At 34.7% G+C, this 16,327-nt stretch carries 16 protein-coding genes; 12 read left to right on the top strand and 4 right to left on the bottom strand.

All coding sequences use genetic code 11. From position 1 onward, the window contains the following. Positions 1-5: 5 nt before the first annotated feature. Positions 6-629: a CatB-related O-acetyltransferase gene (locus ACPX19_RS11650; RefSeq protein ID WP_426430178.1), complete on the bottom strand. Its 624-nt coding sequence runs from the start codon at positions 627-629 to the stop codon at positions 6-8. A 219-nt stretch (positions 630-848) separates the two neighbouring features. On the opposite strand from ACPX19_RS11650, the gene ACPX19_RS11645 reads away from it, so the two are divergent. The 10 genes from ACPX19_RS11645 to ACPX19_RS11600 all read left to right on the top strand — a co-directional run bounded on the left by ACPX19_RS11645 (position 849) and on the right by ACPX19_RS11600 (position 10,391). Further along, on the top strand, positions 849-1,838 hold the full coding sequence (locus ACPX19_RS11645; protein ID WP_426430177.1) for an AraC family transcriptional regulator ligand-binding domain-containing protein: 990 nt from the start codon (positions 849-851) through the stop codon (positions 1,836-1,838). 103 nt (positions 1,839-1,941) lie between these two features. Beyond that, complete coding sequence (locus ACPX19_RS11640; RefSeq protein WP_426430176.1) at positions 1,942-2,298, top strand: hypothetical protein; 357 nt, start codon at positions 1,942-1,944, stop codon at positions 2,296-2,298. Between the two features lie 4 nt (positions 2,299-2,302). Then, positions 2,303-2,797 carry a DUF1772 domain-containing protein gene (locus ACPX19_RS11635; protein WP_426430175.1) on the top strand — a complete coding sequence of 165 codons (495 nt, stop codon included), beginning with the start codon at positions 2,303-2,305 and terminating at the stop codon, positions 2,795-2,797. A gap of 44 nt (positions 2,798-2,841) precedes the next feature. Next, positions 2,842-3,243, top strand: a complete 402-nt coding sequence (locus ACPX19_RS11630) for a DUF5367 family protein (RefSeq protein WP_426430174.1) — start codon at positions 2,842-2,844, stop codon at positions 3,241-3,243. A gap of 12 nt (positions 3,244-3,255) precedes the next feature. Next, positions 3,256-4,077, top strand: a complete 822-nt coding sequence (locus tag ACPX19_RS11625; protein WP_426430173.1) for an NmrA family NAD(P)-binding protein — start codon at positions 3,256-3,258, stop codon at positions 4,075-4,077. Positions 4,078-4,087: 10 nt separating this feature from the next. Next, a complete protein-coding gene (locus tag ACPX19_RS11620) occupies positions 4,088-4,513 on the top strand; it encodes a hypothetical protein (RefSeq protein ID WP_426430172.1) in 426 nt (141 codons plus the stop codon). A gap of 116 nt (positions 4,514-4,629) precedes the next feature. Next, positions 4,630-5,991 carry a serine hydrolase domain-containing protein gene (locus ACPX19_RS11615; RefSeq protein ID WP_426430171.1) on the top strand — a complete coding sequence of 454 codons (1,362 nt, stop codon included), beginning with the start codon at positions 4,630-4,632 and terminating at the stop codon, positions 5,989-5,991. Positions 5,992-6,012: 21 nt separating this feature from the next. After that, entirely contained in the window at positions 6,013-7,707 is a 1,695-nt protein-coding gene (locus tag ACPX19_RS11610) for a serine hydrolase domain-containing protein (RefSeq protein ID WP_426430170.1), read from the top strand. Then, the gene (locus tag ACPX19_RS11605) at positions 7,704-9,554 is read left to right on the top strand and encodes a hypothetical protein (RefSeq protein WP_426430169.1); all 1,851 of its coding nucleotides are present in this window, start codon (positions 7,704-7,706) and stop codon (positions 9,552-9,554) included. Before ACPX19_RS11610 ends, ACPX19_RS11605 begins: the two co-directional genes overlap by 4 nt. An 84-nt stretch (positions 9,555-9,638) precedes the next feature. Then, entirely contained in the window at positions 9,639-10,391 is a 753-nt protein-coding gene (locus tag ACPX19_RS11600; protein ID WP_426430168.1) for a hypothetical protein, read from the top strand. Positions 10,392-10,477: 86 nt separating this feature from the next. Here the strand turns inward: ACPX19_RS11600 and mnmE are convergent, their stop codons facing one another. After that, positions 10,478-11,863, bottom strand: a complete 1,386-nt coding sequence (mnmE, locus tag ACPX19_RS11595; protein WP_426430167.1) for a tRNA uridine-5-carboxymethylaminomethyl(34) synthesis GTPase MnmE — start codon at positions 11,861-11,863, stop codon at positions 10,478-10,480. Positions 11,864-12,009: 146 nt separating this feature from the next. Here mnmE and ACPX19_RS11590 point away from each other — a divergent pair, with 146 nt between their 5' ends. Continuing rightward, complete coding sequence (locus ACPX19_RS11590; protein ID WP_426430166.1) at positions 12,010-13,167, top strand: redoxin domain-containing protein; 1,158 nt, start codon at positions 12,010-12,012, stop codon at positions 13,165-13,167. Between the two features lie 56 nt (positions 13,168-13,223). Here the strand turns inward: ACPX19_RS11590 and ACPX19_RS11585 are convergent, their stop codons facing one another. Beyond that, positions 13,224-13,877, bottom strand: coding sequence for a rhomboid family intramembrane serine protease (locus tag ACPX19_RS11585; RefSeq protein ID WP_426430165.1), 654 nt, complete (start codon positions 13,875-13,877; stop codon positions 13,224-13,226). A 57-nt stretch (positions 13,878-13,934) separates the two neighbouring features. Here ACPX19_RS11585 and ACPX19_RS11580 point away from each other — a divergent pair, with 57 nt between their 5' ends. Then, the gene (locus ACPX19_RS11580; protein WP_426430164.1) at positions 13,935-14,816 is read left to right on the top strand and encodes a lysophospholipid acyltransferase family protein; all 882 of its coding nucleotides are present in this window, start codon (positions 13,935-13,937) and stop codon (positions 14,814-14,816) included. A 3-nt stretch (positions 14,817-14,819) separates the two neighbouring features. Here the strand turns inward: ACPX19_RS11580 and ACPX19_RS11575 are convergent, their stop codons facing one another. Continuing rightward, complete coding sequence (locus tag ACPX19_RS11575) at positions 14,820-16,325, bottom strand: aminotransferase class V-fold PLP-dependent enzyme (RefSeq protein ID WP_426430163.1); 1,506 nt, start codon at positions 16,323-16,325, stop codon at positions 14,820-14,822. Positions 16,326-16,327: the final 2 nt, after the last annotated feature.

The raw sequence follows: 16,327 nt of genomic DNA, 5'->3' as shown, positions 1-16,327 counted from the left end.
TTTAATTACTCAATTAACTTATTTAGGTCATTACCAGTTAAATGATGTACATTCTTCGTGATTTTTTCAATATCCCAATTCCACCATTGAAGCTCTAAAAGTTGATTTATTTTAATATCATCGAATCGTTTACGAATCATTTTTGCTGGATTGCCACCCACAATTGAGTAGGGTTCTACATCTTTGGTCACTACAGATTTGGAAGCAATGATAGCCCCGTCTCCTATGGTTACTCCTGGCATAATTGTGGCATTATGACCAATCCAAACATCATTACCAATAACAGTGTCACCTTTTGTGGGATAGCTTTTTCCTTGCATGGCATCCTGCCAAGCTTCACCAAATATGGCAAAGGGATATGTTGTTATGGCGTCTGTAAGATGATTACCTCCATTCATAATAAAAGTCACACCAGAGGCTATCATACAGAACTTACCAATAATTAATTTATCGCCTATAAAATCGAATAAATACTTCACGTTTTTTTCAAAATTATATACATCTTCAAAATCGTCGTAATAGGTGTATTCGCCAACAATAATGTTTGGATTAGCGATTATATTTTTTAAATAACAAAGCTTGTCATAGTGTTCAAGTGGAAAGGTGGTATTAGCATCAGGAATGTTCATAGTAGTTATTTTATTTATCTAACGCATAAAACTAGGCACAAACGAAGTTATAAAATCTTATGCACTATATAAATAAAGGTACTCAAAAGCTAACTATGATTTCTCACTTGGATCTCAATAAATACCACAAAATATACGTATAAGTTCTACAAATCACGCTAAAATGAATTAAAACAGATAATGTTTTATCTTTGAAAAGGTCTTAATAAAGAAGCTTAAATGAAATACTTCTCAATCCATTTATACCGTAAAATGCTCAATTGCGCAATAGCTGAAGGCATACCAGCGGATGAATTTGAGAAACTACCAACTCCCATGAGCAAAATTAATGAGCTACAAGTTGTTGATGCCGAGGAATTTTTAGCACTTCATGAACTACTTGAAAAACGATTGGATTCTGGGTTTTCTGTAAGAGTTGGTCAAAAAATGATTATTGAAGATTATGGTGTTTTAGGATTGTCTTGGCGTACGTGTTCCAAAGTTGGTGAAATCTTTGAACGAAGCGAACGCTATTTCAAATTGTTATCCAACACATTTATATGGCAAATTAAAAACGAAGGAGATATTTCCCATGTGGTGCTCAATCGGGAAGCACATCGAAGAGGTATGGAATTGTCCACTGAGGCGAGTTTGTCTGCCACCGTAGTCGTATTGCAAGCGATGTCTGAAAAAGATCTTTGTCCCGTACAAGTCAGTTTTAAACACAAACCAGCAAAAGACATCACGAGTCATAAGGAAGCATTTAAATGTGCAATACTATTCGAACAACCTCGTTATTCGATTAGCTATAAAACAGCCGACCTCAATTTACGAACCGCAAAGGCGGATGCCAGTATAAACAGCTATTTACTTCAACAAGTTGATGAAAAAACAAAAGGCATAAAAATTCCTGGTCATAAGATTATAAACGATGTTGAAGCTCTTATAAAGGATGCACTGCCCACAGGTATTCCAAGCATACATTATATTAGTGACCTGTTAGCCATGAGTAACCGAACACTGACCAGGAGACTCTCTGAAACTGGTGTAACCTATCGTGACTTAATTAAAAGGACACAGGAAACCATCGCAAAGGATATGCTGTATAATACTGAGCAAAGTATAGGTGAAATTGCCTTTCTTACCGGGTTTTCAGAACAAAGTGCATTCAACCGTGCTTTTAAGAATTGGACGGACCAAACCCCATCAGAATTTCGTAAAAACAACTAATAGTTAGACTTTGGCGTAAAATGTCAAAAGCTTGTCTTTAAGTGTCAAAATACTCTTTTGAACACTGCGCATCTTTGTACCATCAAATTAATTAAACAATTTAATGATGGTAATTATAGTAAAACTTATAACAGTAATTATTATAGCGCTTTCAGCTGATTCACTAGATACTTATACATCTATTGAGAGCAATAATGAACAAGCTAAATTATATGTGTCAAATTATATAATTAGAAATCCCCGCGATAAAGCTTTTCAAATTTTAGACAATAAATGCAACGTTTGCCATAGTAAACGCAATAAAAGACGAGTATTCACAATTGAAAACATGGATGACTTTGCGCCTGATATTTATAAACAGGTATTTGTAAAAAAACGTATGCCTAAAGGCCGAAAAATAAAACTTACGTCTGAAGAATATCAAGACGTTTTGACATGGATATCAAACACAAAAAAATAAACAAATGGAACTAAATTTTAAATTAATCGTATTAACACTAAGTATCCTATTTACTGGACTAACTGCTGGACTTTGCTTTACCTGGTCCAATGCTGTGACACCTGGGTTAGGTCGGTTAGATGACCTAGGGTTCTTAAAAGCATTTCAAGCGATGAACAGATCCATCCTTAATCCTACTTTCATAATCGTATTTATGACTCCATGTTTACTGCTATTTATAAATGCTTTTTTATTCAAAAACACAAACCAATTTACATTTACCTCTTATTTGGTTGCAGCTATTCTGTTTTTTACAGGCGTTGGTCTGATCACAATTTTTAAAAATGTCCCTCTTAATGAAATACTTGATAAAACAATATTAGAAACTGCCACTAATGTAGAGCTCTTGGAATTACGAAAAACCTTTGAACAGCCCTGGAACCGATGGCATATGGTTAGAACCGTATGCTCATTTACCTCATTCGCATTATTGGTTACAGGACTATTATTCAACAAATAAAAACAAATTGAATTTTACTAATTAATACTAAAAAACGAACAATTATGAAACATTTAAGAGCAGTTGGCATCGGAATTATTATCTGGATTCTAGGGGTTAGTGTTTATAATCTATCCTTTTATATATCGTTTGTAGAGGATGCACAACAACAAGCCAATATGCTGCTTTCTATTGCAGTAATGCCTTTGGTCTGGTTTGGTGCAAAACAGTATTACAAAAAAGGTACGAACACACATGGCTATTGGGTTGGCCAAACCTTCTTTTTAACCGCAACCGCTTTAGATGCCTTAATCACGGTTCCCGTTTTTATTATTCCAAATGGCGGTTCTTATTATCAATTTTTTACCGATTTAGGGTTTTGGCTTATTGGGTTCGAATTTATAGGCATAACAGTCCTGTATTGGTATATCAAACTGGGAATTAACAAACAAAATCAAACTACATAAAACATAAAAAACATGAAACAGAACATTTTAGTTATTGGAGGAACTGGTAAAACTGGTCGCCGAGTAGCCCAAAATTTAACGCAAACCGGACACAACGTACGTGTCGTGGGAAGAAAAACCAATCCAGCTTTTGATTGGGATAACGCTGAAACTTATGCTGCAGCATTAAAAGATATGGATAGAGCGTATATCGTATATTATCCAGATTTAGCCGTACCAGGATCAAGGGATGCCATAACAGCATTGACCGAAAAAGCATTGGAAGCTGGCTTAGAAAAAGTGGTCTTACTATCAGGAAAAGGTGAAACCGAAGCTGAGGCTTGTGAAGACATCGTTGCTAATTCAGGACTAAACTACACTTTGGTTAGAGCGTCCTGGTTTAATCAAAACTTTAGTGAAGGTGCTTTTTTAGAATTTGTCTTAAATGGTGCAGTGGCCTTGCCAATGCCAGAGGCAGAAATTCCATTTGTAGATGCTGATGACATTGCTGACGTTGTTTCTAAAGTCTTAATTGATGATTCATATAATGGACAAACGATAACCGTTACAGGTCCTCAAAAAAGAACCTTTAAAGAAGTGGTTGACATTATGGCTGAAGCTTCTGATAAACCGATACAGTTTGTGCCGATTTCAATTGACGAATTCAAAGAAGGAATGAGACAAGCCGGTTTACCCGATTCTTATGTTTGGCTATTTGGGTATTTGTTTAAAGAGGTTTTAGGTAATCCTGACAATCAAGAGGTATCTGAAGATGTGGCCAAAGTCTTGGGCAGACCTGCCAAAGATTTTGAAACCTATGCAAAAGAAACTGCTGCAAGTGGTATTTGGAATTAAAATATTTGAAATGAAGACAAAGAAAGTAACAATATCACTTGTTATTCTTCTTTATACTGTAGCCGTCCCATTTTTAGAGATTAACTACACCCATGTGTTTAATCCAGATTGGACTCCACATGCCAAAATTCATGAAGTATGGCAACTTATCACCAATTCCTCCATAGGTATTCTATGCCTATGGTTGGTTTGGGTGAAAAATGAGTTGAAAACTAGTATACTATTGAGTATGCTTATTACTGGTGGGTTCATAATTGCATATTGTATACGAGATGTATATGGAGGTTCTATGAAATATTTAGATGGCACTGAAAAAACAATTTTGGGTATCAATATTGGTGTTCTCGGGTTTGGAATCAGTTTTATGCTTCTAATACTAATTTTTAGTAGGCTAGAACATCAAAAAAATAAACACAGCATTAAACTGGATTATTAAGGAATAACAAAAGTTGGTCTAGATTATACAAATAATATATTTAAATTAATTAACCTAGTACCTTGCATAACAAAGTTCTTTGTTTTAGTTTCGTGCTTTTAATTCATCAATCAAAAATGAAAAACCAAAATTTACTAATAGTAGTATTTATCGCACTACTATGCTCTTGCGGAAATAAAAGCGATTCAAAAGATTCAGAAGTAGCATTTAATGAAAAACCATATACAGACAAACTCAATGATTTGTTTGATGTTCTTCATAAAAACAACAAGTTTATGGGTACAGTGTCCATTTCACATGAAGGAAATACCGTCTATTCAAATGCGATGGGTTTTGCTGATATTGAAAATCAAAAGGAGACAACTACCACTACCAAATATAGAATTGCCTCAATCACCAAAATGTTCACAGCGACGTTGGTTTTTAAGGCCATAGAAGACCATAAGTTGAGCATCAATCAAACCATAGACGAATTTTTTCCATCAATTGAAAATGCTAACAAAATAACAATTGCTAATTTATTGAACCATAGAAGTGGGATTCCAAGCTTCACGAAGGATGGTACTTTTTTTGACTATCGTACAGAGCATAAATCCAGAAAGGACATGTTAAAAATTATTTCCAATTATGAAAGTAATTTTGAGCCTGACAGCCATAATGAATATAGCAATTCCAATTATTTCTTATTATCTCTAATTCTAGAGTCGGTATATGACTTGCCCTATGAAGATCTTTTACTTAAAAAAATCATTACGCCTTTAGGTTTAACAAACACCTATTCGGGTGGGCTAATAATGATAGACGATAACGAATCTTACTCCTATAGCCGTTCAGAAAAATGGACTGAATTCCCAGAAACCAACCTATCCGTTGCTTTAGGAAGTGGTTCGATTATTTCGAATCCTAGCGACCTGAACGCGTTTATCGAGGCGCTTTTTAATGAGAAGATCATTTCCAAAGAAACGCTAGATGTCATGACTATGATTAAAGACAATCATGGTATGGGCATCATGCCATTTAACTTTAAGGAAAAAAAAGGGTTTGGACATGGAGGCCATATTGATGCTTTCCACTCGATATCCATTTACATTCCTCAAGAAAAACTAGCTGTAACTATTTCATCGAACGCAATTGATTATAACATAAATAATCTGCTAACAGATGTATTAAAATGTTACTTTAATGAGCCTTTCGAGCTTCCCAATTTCGACCATGTAGAAATTACGTCAGATGAACTAGAAAAGTATGTCGGTGTTTATACCGCCCAAGAAAGAGGTGGAAAATTCACCATAACACAAGAAAATAATACTTTGTTTACACAATTAAACGAACTTCCTAAAGAACCTTTGGTATACAAGGGAAATCATAAGTTCACAAATGAGGAGATTGGGGCTAACTTCATTTTCTACCCTGAAAAAAACCAACTAGGTTTGGAACAAAGCGGTGTAGCGGATATTTATCTGTTTACCAAACAATAACTATAGTTCCCAAATAAAAAAATGAGAACAAAATTGAAATTAATAATAACTCTACTACTCGTTTTGCATGCCATTATTATATCGGCTCAAAACAATACAGAGCAAATTAACATTGATCACATAACGACTAAAATCGATAGTCTTTTAAGTTCTTATAATGAGGATGAACCAGGTGTGGCAATTGGTATTATACAGAACAATAAATTGATGTATGAAAGGTATTTTGGAATGGCCAATCTTGATTATGAGATCCCAATTCATAAAGAGACTTCTTTTCATGTGGCCTCAGTGTCCAAACAATTTACTGCATTTGCCATACTCTTACTTGAAGATGAAGGGAAACTCTCTTTGGAAGATGATATTAGAATCTATTTGCCCGAGATGTATGAGTTTGAGCCTAAAATAACCATTAACAATCTGTTAAATCACACCAGTGGACTAAAAGATAAGTACAACCTATTACGCCTCTCGGGTTGGACGCTAGATGATGTCATTACCAATGAACAAGTATTGAATCTCACTTTTAATCAAGAGACTTTAAATTTCAAAGCCAACGAAAAACATATGTATAGTAATGCCAACTATGCATTATTAGCCGAAATAGTGGCTCGCGTATCGAAGATGTCCTTCGCAGAATTTGCGCATCAACGCATTTTTGAACCCCTACAGATGTATAACTCAAAGTTTGTAGATGAAAAAGGACAGGTAGTTAAAAACAAAAGTCTTTCCTATTTCAAAGTCGATTCAACTTATGTAGAAGACCTGTTTAATAACTTCAGTGTTGGTGCCACCAATTTGAACACAACTATCACAGACTTGAGTAAATGGGCCATTAACTATGACATAAAAACAGTCGGTAGCGAAGTTATATTTAATAAAATGCAAACTTTACAGCATTTGAATAATGGAGAAACCTATGGATATACCAATGGGTTATTCATCAATACTTATAGAGGATTCAAACGGATTGAACATAGTGGTCAAGACGCCAGCTATCAAGCTTATTTAGCCACTTTCCCAGAATTGAACTTAAGCGTGATTTTTACCAATACCAATGGTGAAATCAATGGTGCTAGGATGGTGTATGATATCATGGATATTTGTCTAGAACCTTATCTTATAAATAAAGAACCAAATTCATCAATAACAAAGCTATTTACCCACAAAGAGGCTATTAAGAAAACAACTGCATATTTAAAGCAATTTGAAGGTTATTATTGGGATGAAAGGGATAAATATTCACGCCACATTAAAGTTGAAAACGACACCTTACATTATGTAAGGAGTGTCACGAATAAAACAGCGTTGAATCCTGTTGGGGAAAATGAGTTTGAAATGGCGCTAGATGAATATGTTTCCGTTTCGTTCAACTCCAATCAAATGATTGTAACTTTAGATGATGGCTATCAGATTATTTCAGAAAAATATAGTCCAGCAAATTATAATGAATCCACACTTGAGGAGTTTACCGGAAGGTACTATAGCACAGAATTAAATGCCTATTACTCGTTTTTTATTAAAGAAGGTACCTTAGTTGCAAAACACACAAGACTTGGAGATTTTCCGTTAAAAGCCATCAAAAACGACTATTTCATTGGTAATAAAGGCTCGTTTTTAAAAGTAGTCTTCGTAAGAAACTCGTTCGATAAAGTCATCGGTTTTGAAGTATCCAGTAGCAGGGCTAAAAAGGTATTGTTCACAAAAATGAAATTATGAAAGCTTTATACATCACATTCCTATTCTTGATCTTCCTTTTGTTTTCTTGTAAAAAAGAAGATTCATCAAATTTAAGGTTGTTAGATGCAAATAATCCAATAGATACTCCTTTGATATTTGGAGAAGGAATTATCTCGACTAATAGCTACGAGTTTGCAATCACATTTAGTCCTGAAATGGATGAACTTTATTTTACACGAAGAAAACCAGGAGAAGACAACAAAATATATACCATGAAATTGATTGATGGGAAGTGGTCTAATCCAGAAACTGCATTTTTTACGGCATCTGAAGGCTGGGATTTTGAGCCTCATATTAGTCCTAAAGGAGATAAGCTATATTTTGGAAGTACACGACCACTACCCGACTCTTTAAAATCAAATGGACTTCACCAATGGCATAGCACTAAAACCCAGAATGGGTGGAGTAATCCGGTTCCATTAGAAAGACCATTCATGGATAAATCCATTGTCATGTATTTGACCTCATCAGAAAATGGAAACCTATATTTCACGACTGGAGAAAAAGGAGACAAACCCGAAGATTGGGTGATTTATAAATCAATTAAAAAAGATGGACATTACGTTAGTATAGATAGAATGAGAGCAGAAATTAACGCCACCGGCAAATGGATCGCCCATTCATTCATTGCACCAGATGAAAGCTATATGATATATGATTTTAAAAGTGATTCAGGTTATGGCGAAAGTGATTTGTACATCAGTTTTAACCAAAATGGATCATGGTCCAAACCGCAAAATCTAGGGCCTCAAATAAACACCAATCAAACTGAAATGGCGGCAAGTGTCTCACCCGATGGCAAGTATTTATTTTTCCATAGAGGAGGCAACGATACAGGGAATATTTATTGGGTAAAGTTTGAACCCCTAAAAGAAAGTTTATTGGAAGAATCGGACTTGATTTTAAGAGCTGATGAAACTAATAATGAGAAATCCTACTTCAATAATTCACCTACTGTAGAATCTATTTATTTTAATCAAGCCCTACCGGCAAATACGCCAAGATTATTTGCTCCAACAATAGTGAATACCGATAGTGTTGAAATCAATACGGTATTTAACTCATCTTTCACTGAATTGTTTTTCACAAGAATCATTGATAAAAGATTTGTCATTCACCATTCTGAACTTATTGATGGTAAATGGAGTATACCAAAACCCATACAAATGTTTGCTGAATACAAAAAAGAGTCGGTTGCCATTGATCCTTCTATCAGTCAAGATGGAAATACCATGTATTTTCTTGGGATTAGTCCAGAAGATCATATAAAAAAGTCTAAGCCTGATATATACAAAAGTCAAAAAATAGATGGTAAATGGCAGTTAGCGACTAAGGTAGGATACCCTATATCTACCCAGGAATATGCGGAATCCTACCCTGTAGTAGTAGCTGACGGCAGCTTATATTTCACTTCAGATAGACCTGGCAGTTTAGGTAAAAGAGATATCTATCGTGCGCAATATTTAGGATATGGTAAATTTGACACCCCTAAAAATATTGGACCCGAAGTAAATACAGAAAACGGAGAAAAAAGTACTTATGTTTCACCCGACGAAAGTTTTCTTATCACTGCTAATACTTACACCGATGAAAAAGGATTCGCTGTGTCTTTCAAAAAAAATGGCAAATGGCAGAAACCTACATTTTTTAACCTTGGTGAAAACATAGAAGAGGATTGGATCTATTACTGTCCTTACATGTCACCTGATAATAACTATTTTTTCTTCTCTAAAAGATATAGCTCTCCTCCAAATAGTGGCTGGAAGGGTGTTACTATAGGTGAAGTGTATTGGGTATCTTCTGCTGAGATCTTCAAACCTAAATGAGTCCTCAACAAATACTTCCACTAATTTCAATTACTTATCAAAAACCATTTTTATACTACGATTTACTCTTAAAATTAGACCGTTATGATACCATCCTATCCTTTGATCAAACCAAAATACTATAAGTCTCTGTTAATTGATTTAGTGAATTTTATAAAATTACCAACAGTTAAGCCTTCAGTAGAGAAAAGTACAGCTCACAAAGTTTATGATACCATAGGTCTATTTTTCATAAAAGTCATCTTCTCAATAACAGTAGCATCATTTCTACAGGTAATATATGACCCTAAAAATCTGACTTCAACCAGTATGGCTGAACGATTTACTCCACTACTTTTACTTTTAGTTGGTGGCATTATCTTGCCATTATTTGAAGAAATAACCTTTAGATTATCTTTGAAATTCAACCCTATTTATTTTGCCTTGACATCCGGCACATTTACATACTACATTCTTACTAAAGCCGTTTTTAAAAGTCGATTATCCCTTGTAGATGAAACGTTTTGGTATCGAGTAATTCCTGCTATTATCTTATTAATGATCATTTTTCTCTTCAGTAGCACAAAGCCCATCAAAATGATGCTACAGAATTTCTGGCAAAGGCACTTTAAAATGATCTATTATTTCTCATGTATAAGTTTTGCATGGCTACATATTTTTAATTTTGAATTAAACCTTACCAATCTTTTATGGTTGCCCATATTAACCTTACCACAATTGTTTAGTGCAACTATTGCTGGATACACACGTATTGCTTTTGGATTTCAATATCCTCTTTTGATACATATGTCAACAAACATCCTATTCCTCTCCTTGACATTTTTACCTCTTGACTAATCTTGTAAATAAGATAGGGCATTAAACATTCTAAAAACTTAAGTATTTCCTGAAAATTGATACAGGTGTAGAGTAATTATCTGCACCTATTTACCGATACAGAAATTGGCAAAAATGTTACCTAACAAGTCGTCATTGGTGATTTCACCTGTGATCTCACCAAAATGATAAAGTGCCTGCCGAATATCAATAGCCAATAAATCACCTGACAAGTCAGTATCCAACCCATGTTTTACTTTTTGAATCTCTTCAAAGGCCTTTAAAAGCGCATCGTAATGTCGTGCATTGGTAACAATAGTTTCATTGTTACGTAAAGCACCTGTATTTATTAGGTTCAACAACGAATTGGTTAATTGTTCTACACCAAAGCCTGTTTTAGCAGAAAGCAATAAAACATCCGCGATTGTAGTATTAATGTTTGCCAATTGAATATCATCCAATAGGTCTATTTTGTTAGCTATAACCAACAAAGGTTTTTGAGGATACTTGTTTCTGATTTTTTCAATTTCAATTCTTACCTCCTCGAGTGAATCTATAGCTTTACTGGCATCAAAAAGATATATGGTTACTTGTGACTGTTCAATCTTTTCAAACGTTTTTTTAATACCAATACTTTCTACGACATCCTTAGTCTCTCTAATTCCTGCGGTATCTATAAACCGAAACCCAATACCACCAATAGAGATTTCGTCTTCTATGGTATCTCTTGTAGTTCCAGCAATTTCAGACACTATAGCGCGTTCTTCATTCAATAGTGCATTTAGGAGCGTGGATTTTCCAACATTAGGTTCGCCCACAATAGCTACTGGAATACCATTCTTAATGACGTTACCTACCGCAAAAGAATCAATTAACCGTTTTAATACAAAGGTAATTCGTTCTATTAGTGCTTTGAATTGTGTTCGGTCTGCAAACTCTACATCTTCTTCCGCAAAATCTAGTTCTAATTCTATTAGAGAAGCAAAGTTTAAAAGCTCTTCTCTCAATTTAGCAATCTCTGAAGAAAAGCCACCACGCATTTGTTGCATGGCAATTTGATGTGACGCTTCGCTATCACTATTTATTAAATCAGCTACCGCTTCTGCCTGACTCAAGTCCAGTTTGCCATTCAAAAAAGCACGGAGCGTAAACTCTCCGGCAGTAGCCATTCTGCAACCTTTTCTTAAAAATAATTGAATAATCTCTTGTTGAATATATAGGGATCCATGACAAGACACTTCAATAACGTCCTCTCCAGTATAAGAATTAGGATTCTTAAATACATAAACCAATACCTCATCTAGGGTTTTATTACCATCCACAATATGACCCAAATGTATGGTATGGGTTTTTTGATTCTGTAATGTCTTACCCGAAACCGATTTAAATACAGATGACACTATGGCAATGGCATCTTTACCCGATAGCCTTATAATGGCGATGGCTCCACTTCCAGCAGGAGTGGCAAGGGCTACGATGGTATCATTATGCATATGCAATTACTTTATTGCAAAAGTATTGTAAAATATGGTATTGTTAAAAGGTAAACAGTTCAATTTAAGATTTAATTCACAGTTAAATTTTAGAATAATTAGCCTATGTTGTTATATTTGCTACTGCAAAAATTGAAAATTTTAGAATGAAAAAAATACTGATATTATCTGTCTTAACACTCATATTTGTTAGTTGTAATCAAAGTAATGGTATAGAGTATGTCATAAATGGTGATGCAGAAGGTGTACATAATGGCATTAGAATTCGTTTGGCTCAAATAGACGGAAAAGGTCAACAAGTGATTATGGACTCTGCTATAGTGATGGATAATAAATTTACCATCAAAGGTTCAGTTGAAGAACCTGGTATCTATTTTTTGTCTGCAGATGGAAGCCCTGGCAATGTCGTTTTCATGTTAGAAAATAGCGACATAACCATTGACTTTAACAAAGAAATTCCTATGGAGTCTAAGATCTCAGGATCAGAATCCAATAAGAGTTATGAGGCATTTCAAAATGGTATGCTACAGTTTAAAGAAGAAGGAGAAACCATCATGACAAAATTTAAAGAACTTGGACAAGAACCTACACCCGAAAAAAGAGATTCTATTAGGAAAGTAATGGAAGACTTAAGACTACGTCAAGCCTCTTACCCACTGAAGTTTGTTCAAGAAAACAATGACAGCTACTTTAGTCTTAATCTGATTCAATTAGAGTCTAGCAGAGCCAATTTTGATATTTTAAAGTATAAAGAAGCTTATGAGAGTTTTCCAGAACATCTAAAAAACTCAAACAGAGGCCAAATTGTAAAACAAAAGCTAGATGAACTTTACAAGGACTATGAAAAAACGGCTTACCTCGAAATTGGTAAAGTAGCCCCTAACTTTGAGTCTCTAACACCAGATGGTAAAACTGTAAGCCTTAATGATCTTAAAGGAAAAGTCACCATCATTGATTTTTGGGCAGCTTGGTGCGGTCCTTGCAGAAGGGAAAACCCAAATGTTGTTAAGGTTTATGAGCAATACCATAATAAGGGCCTAGAGATCATAGGTGTGTCATTAGACGGTGCACCAAACCAAAAAGACCCTAAAAAAGCTTGGTTAGATGCTATAGAGAAAGATGGCCTAAAATGGAACCACGTGTCTAGTTTAAAATATTTTAGAGATGATGTTGCTGAATTATATAACATTACATCAATACCTGCTACTTACATATTAGATGAAGAAGGTAAAATCATAGCAAAAAATTTAAGAGGAAGAGCTTTGGAGCTTAAAATTGAAGAGCTACTTGGTAATCCTCAATAGAAAGTAGAGATGTCAAATATTAAAAAGAAAAGCCTACAAATTATAGGCTTTTCTTTTTAATGTAATTTACCTGTTTTATAAAGAACAAAAAGTATAATTATTGGAATAGCCAACAAACCTATATGACCTAAATCGGTTTTAAACAAACTTGGCATCAAAATTAAAGTTACTGCATACCCACCAACCGCTCCACCAAAATGCGCATCATGGCCTATATTTCCTATTCTGTTTTTCATACCATAAATAGAATATAATAAGTATCCTATACCAAATATATATCCAGGTATTGGTATAGGAATAAAAAACATATATAGATTCATCTCTGGTTGTAGCAAAATTGCAGCGTACAAAATTCCTGTAACAGCACCGCTAGCACCAACAGCATTATACCAAAACTCTTCTTTATGAAAATATAGAGAAAGTAGATTACCAAATATCAAACTTGCAAAATAGATAATAGCAAAATTTAGCTGACCTAGCTCAAAAATTACAGCATTTGCAAAAAAATATAAAGTCAACATGTTAAATAACAAATGCGTTGTGTCAACATGCAAAAACCCAGAACTAAACATTCTTATTTGCTCGCCACGTCTTATACTGCCTACATTAAACTTATATTTTTCAAAAAATAAACGGTCATCAAAACCTTTCAATGACATTATAACATTTGCCGCAATAATTGCGATGGTAACAGGGTCTAATTTGTACATATAAATAGCTATTAAGCCAAATATAATATATTTGCGCTTTATAACGAATTCGCTTTTATGCAACTAATTGCCTATATCCTCATTTATCCCATTCTTTGGTTGGTTTCTATATTGCCATTCAGATTACTCTATGCCTTATCCGATGTACTCTACTTTTTTCTCTATCAGGTCTTTGGATATAGAACATCTACGGTTAAAACCAATTTAAAGTTGGTATTTCCTAAAAAGTCTGATGATGAAATTAAAGTAATTACCAAACAGTTTTATCATCATTTATGTGATATGATCGTTGAGTCGATAAAATCTATGACCATTTCTGAAGCTGAAATGAAAAAACGTTACCGATTCACCAATGTAGAATTGATAAATGATTTAGGTAAAAAACAGCGTAGTATTGTTCTTATGTGTGCTCACTATGGAAGTTGGGAATGGATCTTTATACTTCAAACTTATATAAAACACAAAGGGTATGCTATATATAAACGTTTAGCAAACAAGTATTTTGACAAACTTGTCAAAGGAATAAGAGCCAAATACAATTCACATTTAATAACAACCAAAGAAACATTTACTGTATTGGAGAAAACACAGAAAAAAGGTGAACTTACCATTAATGGGTTTGCTTCCGATCAGTCCCCTAAAATAAATAAGGCCTATCATTGGAACGAATTTATGGGTATTAAAGTACCTATGCATACAGGCGCAGAATTACTTGCTAAAAAACTGGATATGGCTGTCGTGTTTTTTCGTGTTAAACGCTTAAAACGCGGGTATTATGAAACTACTTTTGAAACCATTACCGAAAATCCTAGAGAGCATAAGGATTATGAGATTACTGACAAGTTTTTTAGTTTGGTTGAAAAGCAGATTATAGAAGCTCCACAATATTATTTATGGACTCACAAACGTTGGAAACACAAGGATAAAGCTCCCAACTAAACACTAATCCAAGCTAAACCAATCTTCGATATCAACGGATCCGGAGGGATTTTTAAGCAATGACTTATGAATAAATTCATTATTACATCTAGAATATTCGTATTCTCTAGACCATTCTGTATGATGTTTTGCTAATGCAATTATGCTGTCACAAACATACTCAATTTCAGCATTGGTTGTGGTAGGGTGAATAGACATGCGAATCCAACCTGGCTTCCGAACCAATTCACCTATTGAAATTTCATCGGTCAATTCTCTAGACATTTGCTGGTCAACATGCAACAAGAAGTGGCCATAAGTACCAGCACAACTACATCCACCACGTGTCTGGATACCAAATCGGTCATTCAGTAATTTTACACCAAGATTATAATGCAAATCATCAATATAAAATGAAATCACTCCCAAACGCTTTTGATGTTGACCTGCAAGGATATTGATATTCGGAATGGTACTTAATTTCTTAAAGACAATGACTATTAACTCATGCTCACGCTCAAGAATGTTTTGAACTCCCATTTGCTCCTTAAGCTTTATGGAGAGTGCTGCTTTTATGGTTTGTAAAAACCCTGGAGTACCACCATCCTCTCTATCTTCAATATTGTCAATATACTTATGCTCTCCCCACGGATTTGTCCAGCTAACCGTGCCTCCACCTGGACAATCTGGAACCATGTTATGGTATAGTTGTTTGTTAAAGACCAAAACACCTGAAGTTCCCGGACCACCCAAAAACTTATGTGGTGAAAAGAAAATCGCATCGAGCTGCTCATCCTTATCATTAGGATGCATATTTATCTCTACATATGGTGCAGAACATGCAAAATCAACAAAGCAAACACCACCATGTTCATGCATTAGTTTAGCAACCTTATGATAAGGGGTCTGTATGCCTGTAACATTTGAACCACCAACGATAGAGCAAATTTTAAGCGCACTATCTTTATATTGATCTAATAAAGTTTCTAAATTTTCTAGACTAAACAAACCATCCTCATCTGGTGGTACTATTTCAACTTTTGCCATCGTCTCTAACCAAGAAGTTTGGTTAGAATGGTGTTCCATATGGGAAATAAAAACGATAGGACGTATCGCATCAGGGATATCGGTGTATTCTCTTAAGTTTTCTGGAACTTTCAACCCCAAAATACGTTGAAACTTATTCACCACGCCAGTCATACCATTTCCAGTAACGATCAATACATCGTCATCGTTGGCATTAACATGGTCTTTTATGATTTGTTTGGCCTTGTGGTAAGCTTTTGTCATTGCTGTACCAGAAATAGTAGTTTCGGTATGCGTATTTGCAACAAAAGGACCAAATTCATTTTGTAACTTTTCTTCAATCGGCCTATATAATCGACCTGAAGCTGTCCAATCGGTATAGATTATTTTTTGCTCTCCATAGGGAGACACAAACGATTGATTTAAACCAATGATATGCTTCCTAAATTGCTCAAAATAAGCTTCGAGCCTTGTTGTATTATGTTTTGCCGTTTCAGAAATCATAT

This window comes from Winogradskyella sp. HB-48, assembly GCF_049942685.1.
Taxonomy (GTDB): domain Bacteria; phylum Bacteroidota; class Bacteroidia; order Flavobacteriales; family Flavobacteriaceae; genus Winogradskyella.
The sequence above is the reverse complement of the archived record's forward strand: the minus strand, read 5'-3'. Positions and strand labels throughout refer to the sequence as shown.

Excerpts from the sequence above, each read along its gene's own strand:
- ACPX19_RS11650 (WP_426430178.1), bottom strand. The coding sequence starts at position 629 with ATGAACATTCCTGATGCTAATACCACCTTTCCACTTGAACACTATGAC.
- ACPX19_RS11645 (WP_426430177.1), top strand. The coding sequence starts at position 849 with ATGAAATACTTCTCAATCCATTTATACCGTAAAATGCTCAATTGCGCA.
- ACPX19_RS11640 (WP_426430176.1), top strand. The coding sequence starts at position 1,942 with ATGATGGTAATTATAGTAAAACTTATAACAGTAATTATTATAGCGCTT.
- ACPX19_RS11635 (WP_426430175.1), top strand. The coding sequence starts at position 2,303 with ATGGAACTAAATTTTAAATTAATCGTATTAACACTAAGTATCCTATTT.
- ACPX19_RS11630 (WP_426430174.1), top strand. The coding sequence starts at position 2,842 with ATGAAACATTTAAGAGCAGTTGGCATCGGAATTATTATCTGGATTCTA.
- ACPX19_RS11625 (WP_426430173.1), top strand. The coding sequence starts at position 3,256 with ATGAAACAGAACATTTTAGTTATTGGAGGAACTGGTAAAACTGGTCGC.
- ACPX19_RS11620 (WP_426430172.1), top strand. The coding sequence starts at position 4,088 with ATGAAGACAAAGAAAGTAACAATATCACTTGTTATTCTTCTTTATACT.
- ACPX19_RS11615 (WP_426430171.1), top strand. The coding sequence starts at position 4,630 with ATGAAAAACCAAAATTTACTAATAGTAGTATTTATCGCACTACTATGC.
- ACPX19_RS11610 (WP_426430170.1), top strand. The coding sequence starts at position 6,013 with ATGAGAACAAAATTGAAATTAATAATAACTCTACTACTCGTTTTGCAT.
- ACPX19_RS11605 (WP_426430169.1), top strand. The coding sequence starts at position 7,704 with ATGAAAGCTTTATACATCACATTCCTATTCTTGATCTTCCTTTTGTTT.
- ACPX19_RS11600 (WP_426430168.1), top strand. The coding sequence starts at position 9,639 with ATGATACCATCCTATCCTTTGATCAAACCAAAATACTATAAGTCTCTG.
- mnmE (WP_426430167.1), bottom strand. The coding sequence starts at position 11,863 with ATGCATAATGATACCATCGTAGCCCTTGCCACTCCTGCTGGAAGTGGA.
- ACPX19_RS11590 (WP_426430166.1), top strand. The coding sequence starts at position 12,010 with ATGAAAAAAATACTGATATTATCTGTCTTAACACTCATATTTGTTAGT.
- ACPX19_RS11585 (WP_426430165.1), bottom strand. The coding sequence starts at position 13,877 with ATGTACAAATTAGACCCTGTTACCATCGCAATTATTGCGGCAAATGTT.
- ACPX19_RS11580 (WP_426430164.1), top strand. The coding sequence starts at position 13,935 with ATGCAACTAATTGCCTATATCCTCATTTATCCCATTCTTTGGTTGGTT.
- ACPX19_RS11575 (WP_426430163.1), bottom strand. The coding sequence starts at position 16,325 with ATGATTTCTGAAACGGCAAAACATAATACAACAAGGCTCGAAGCTTAT.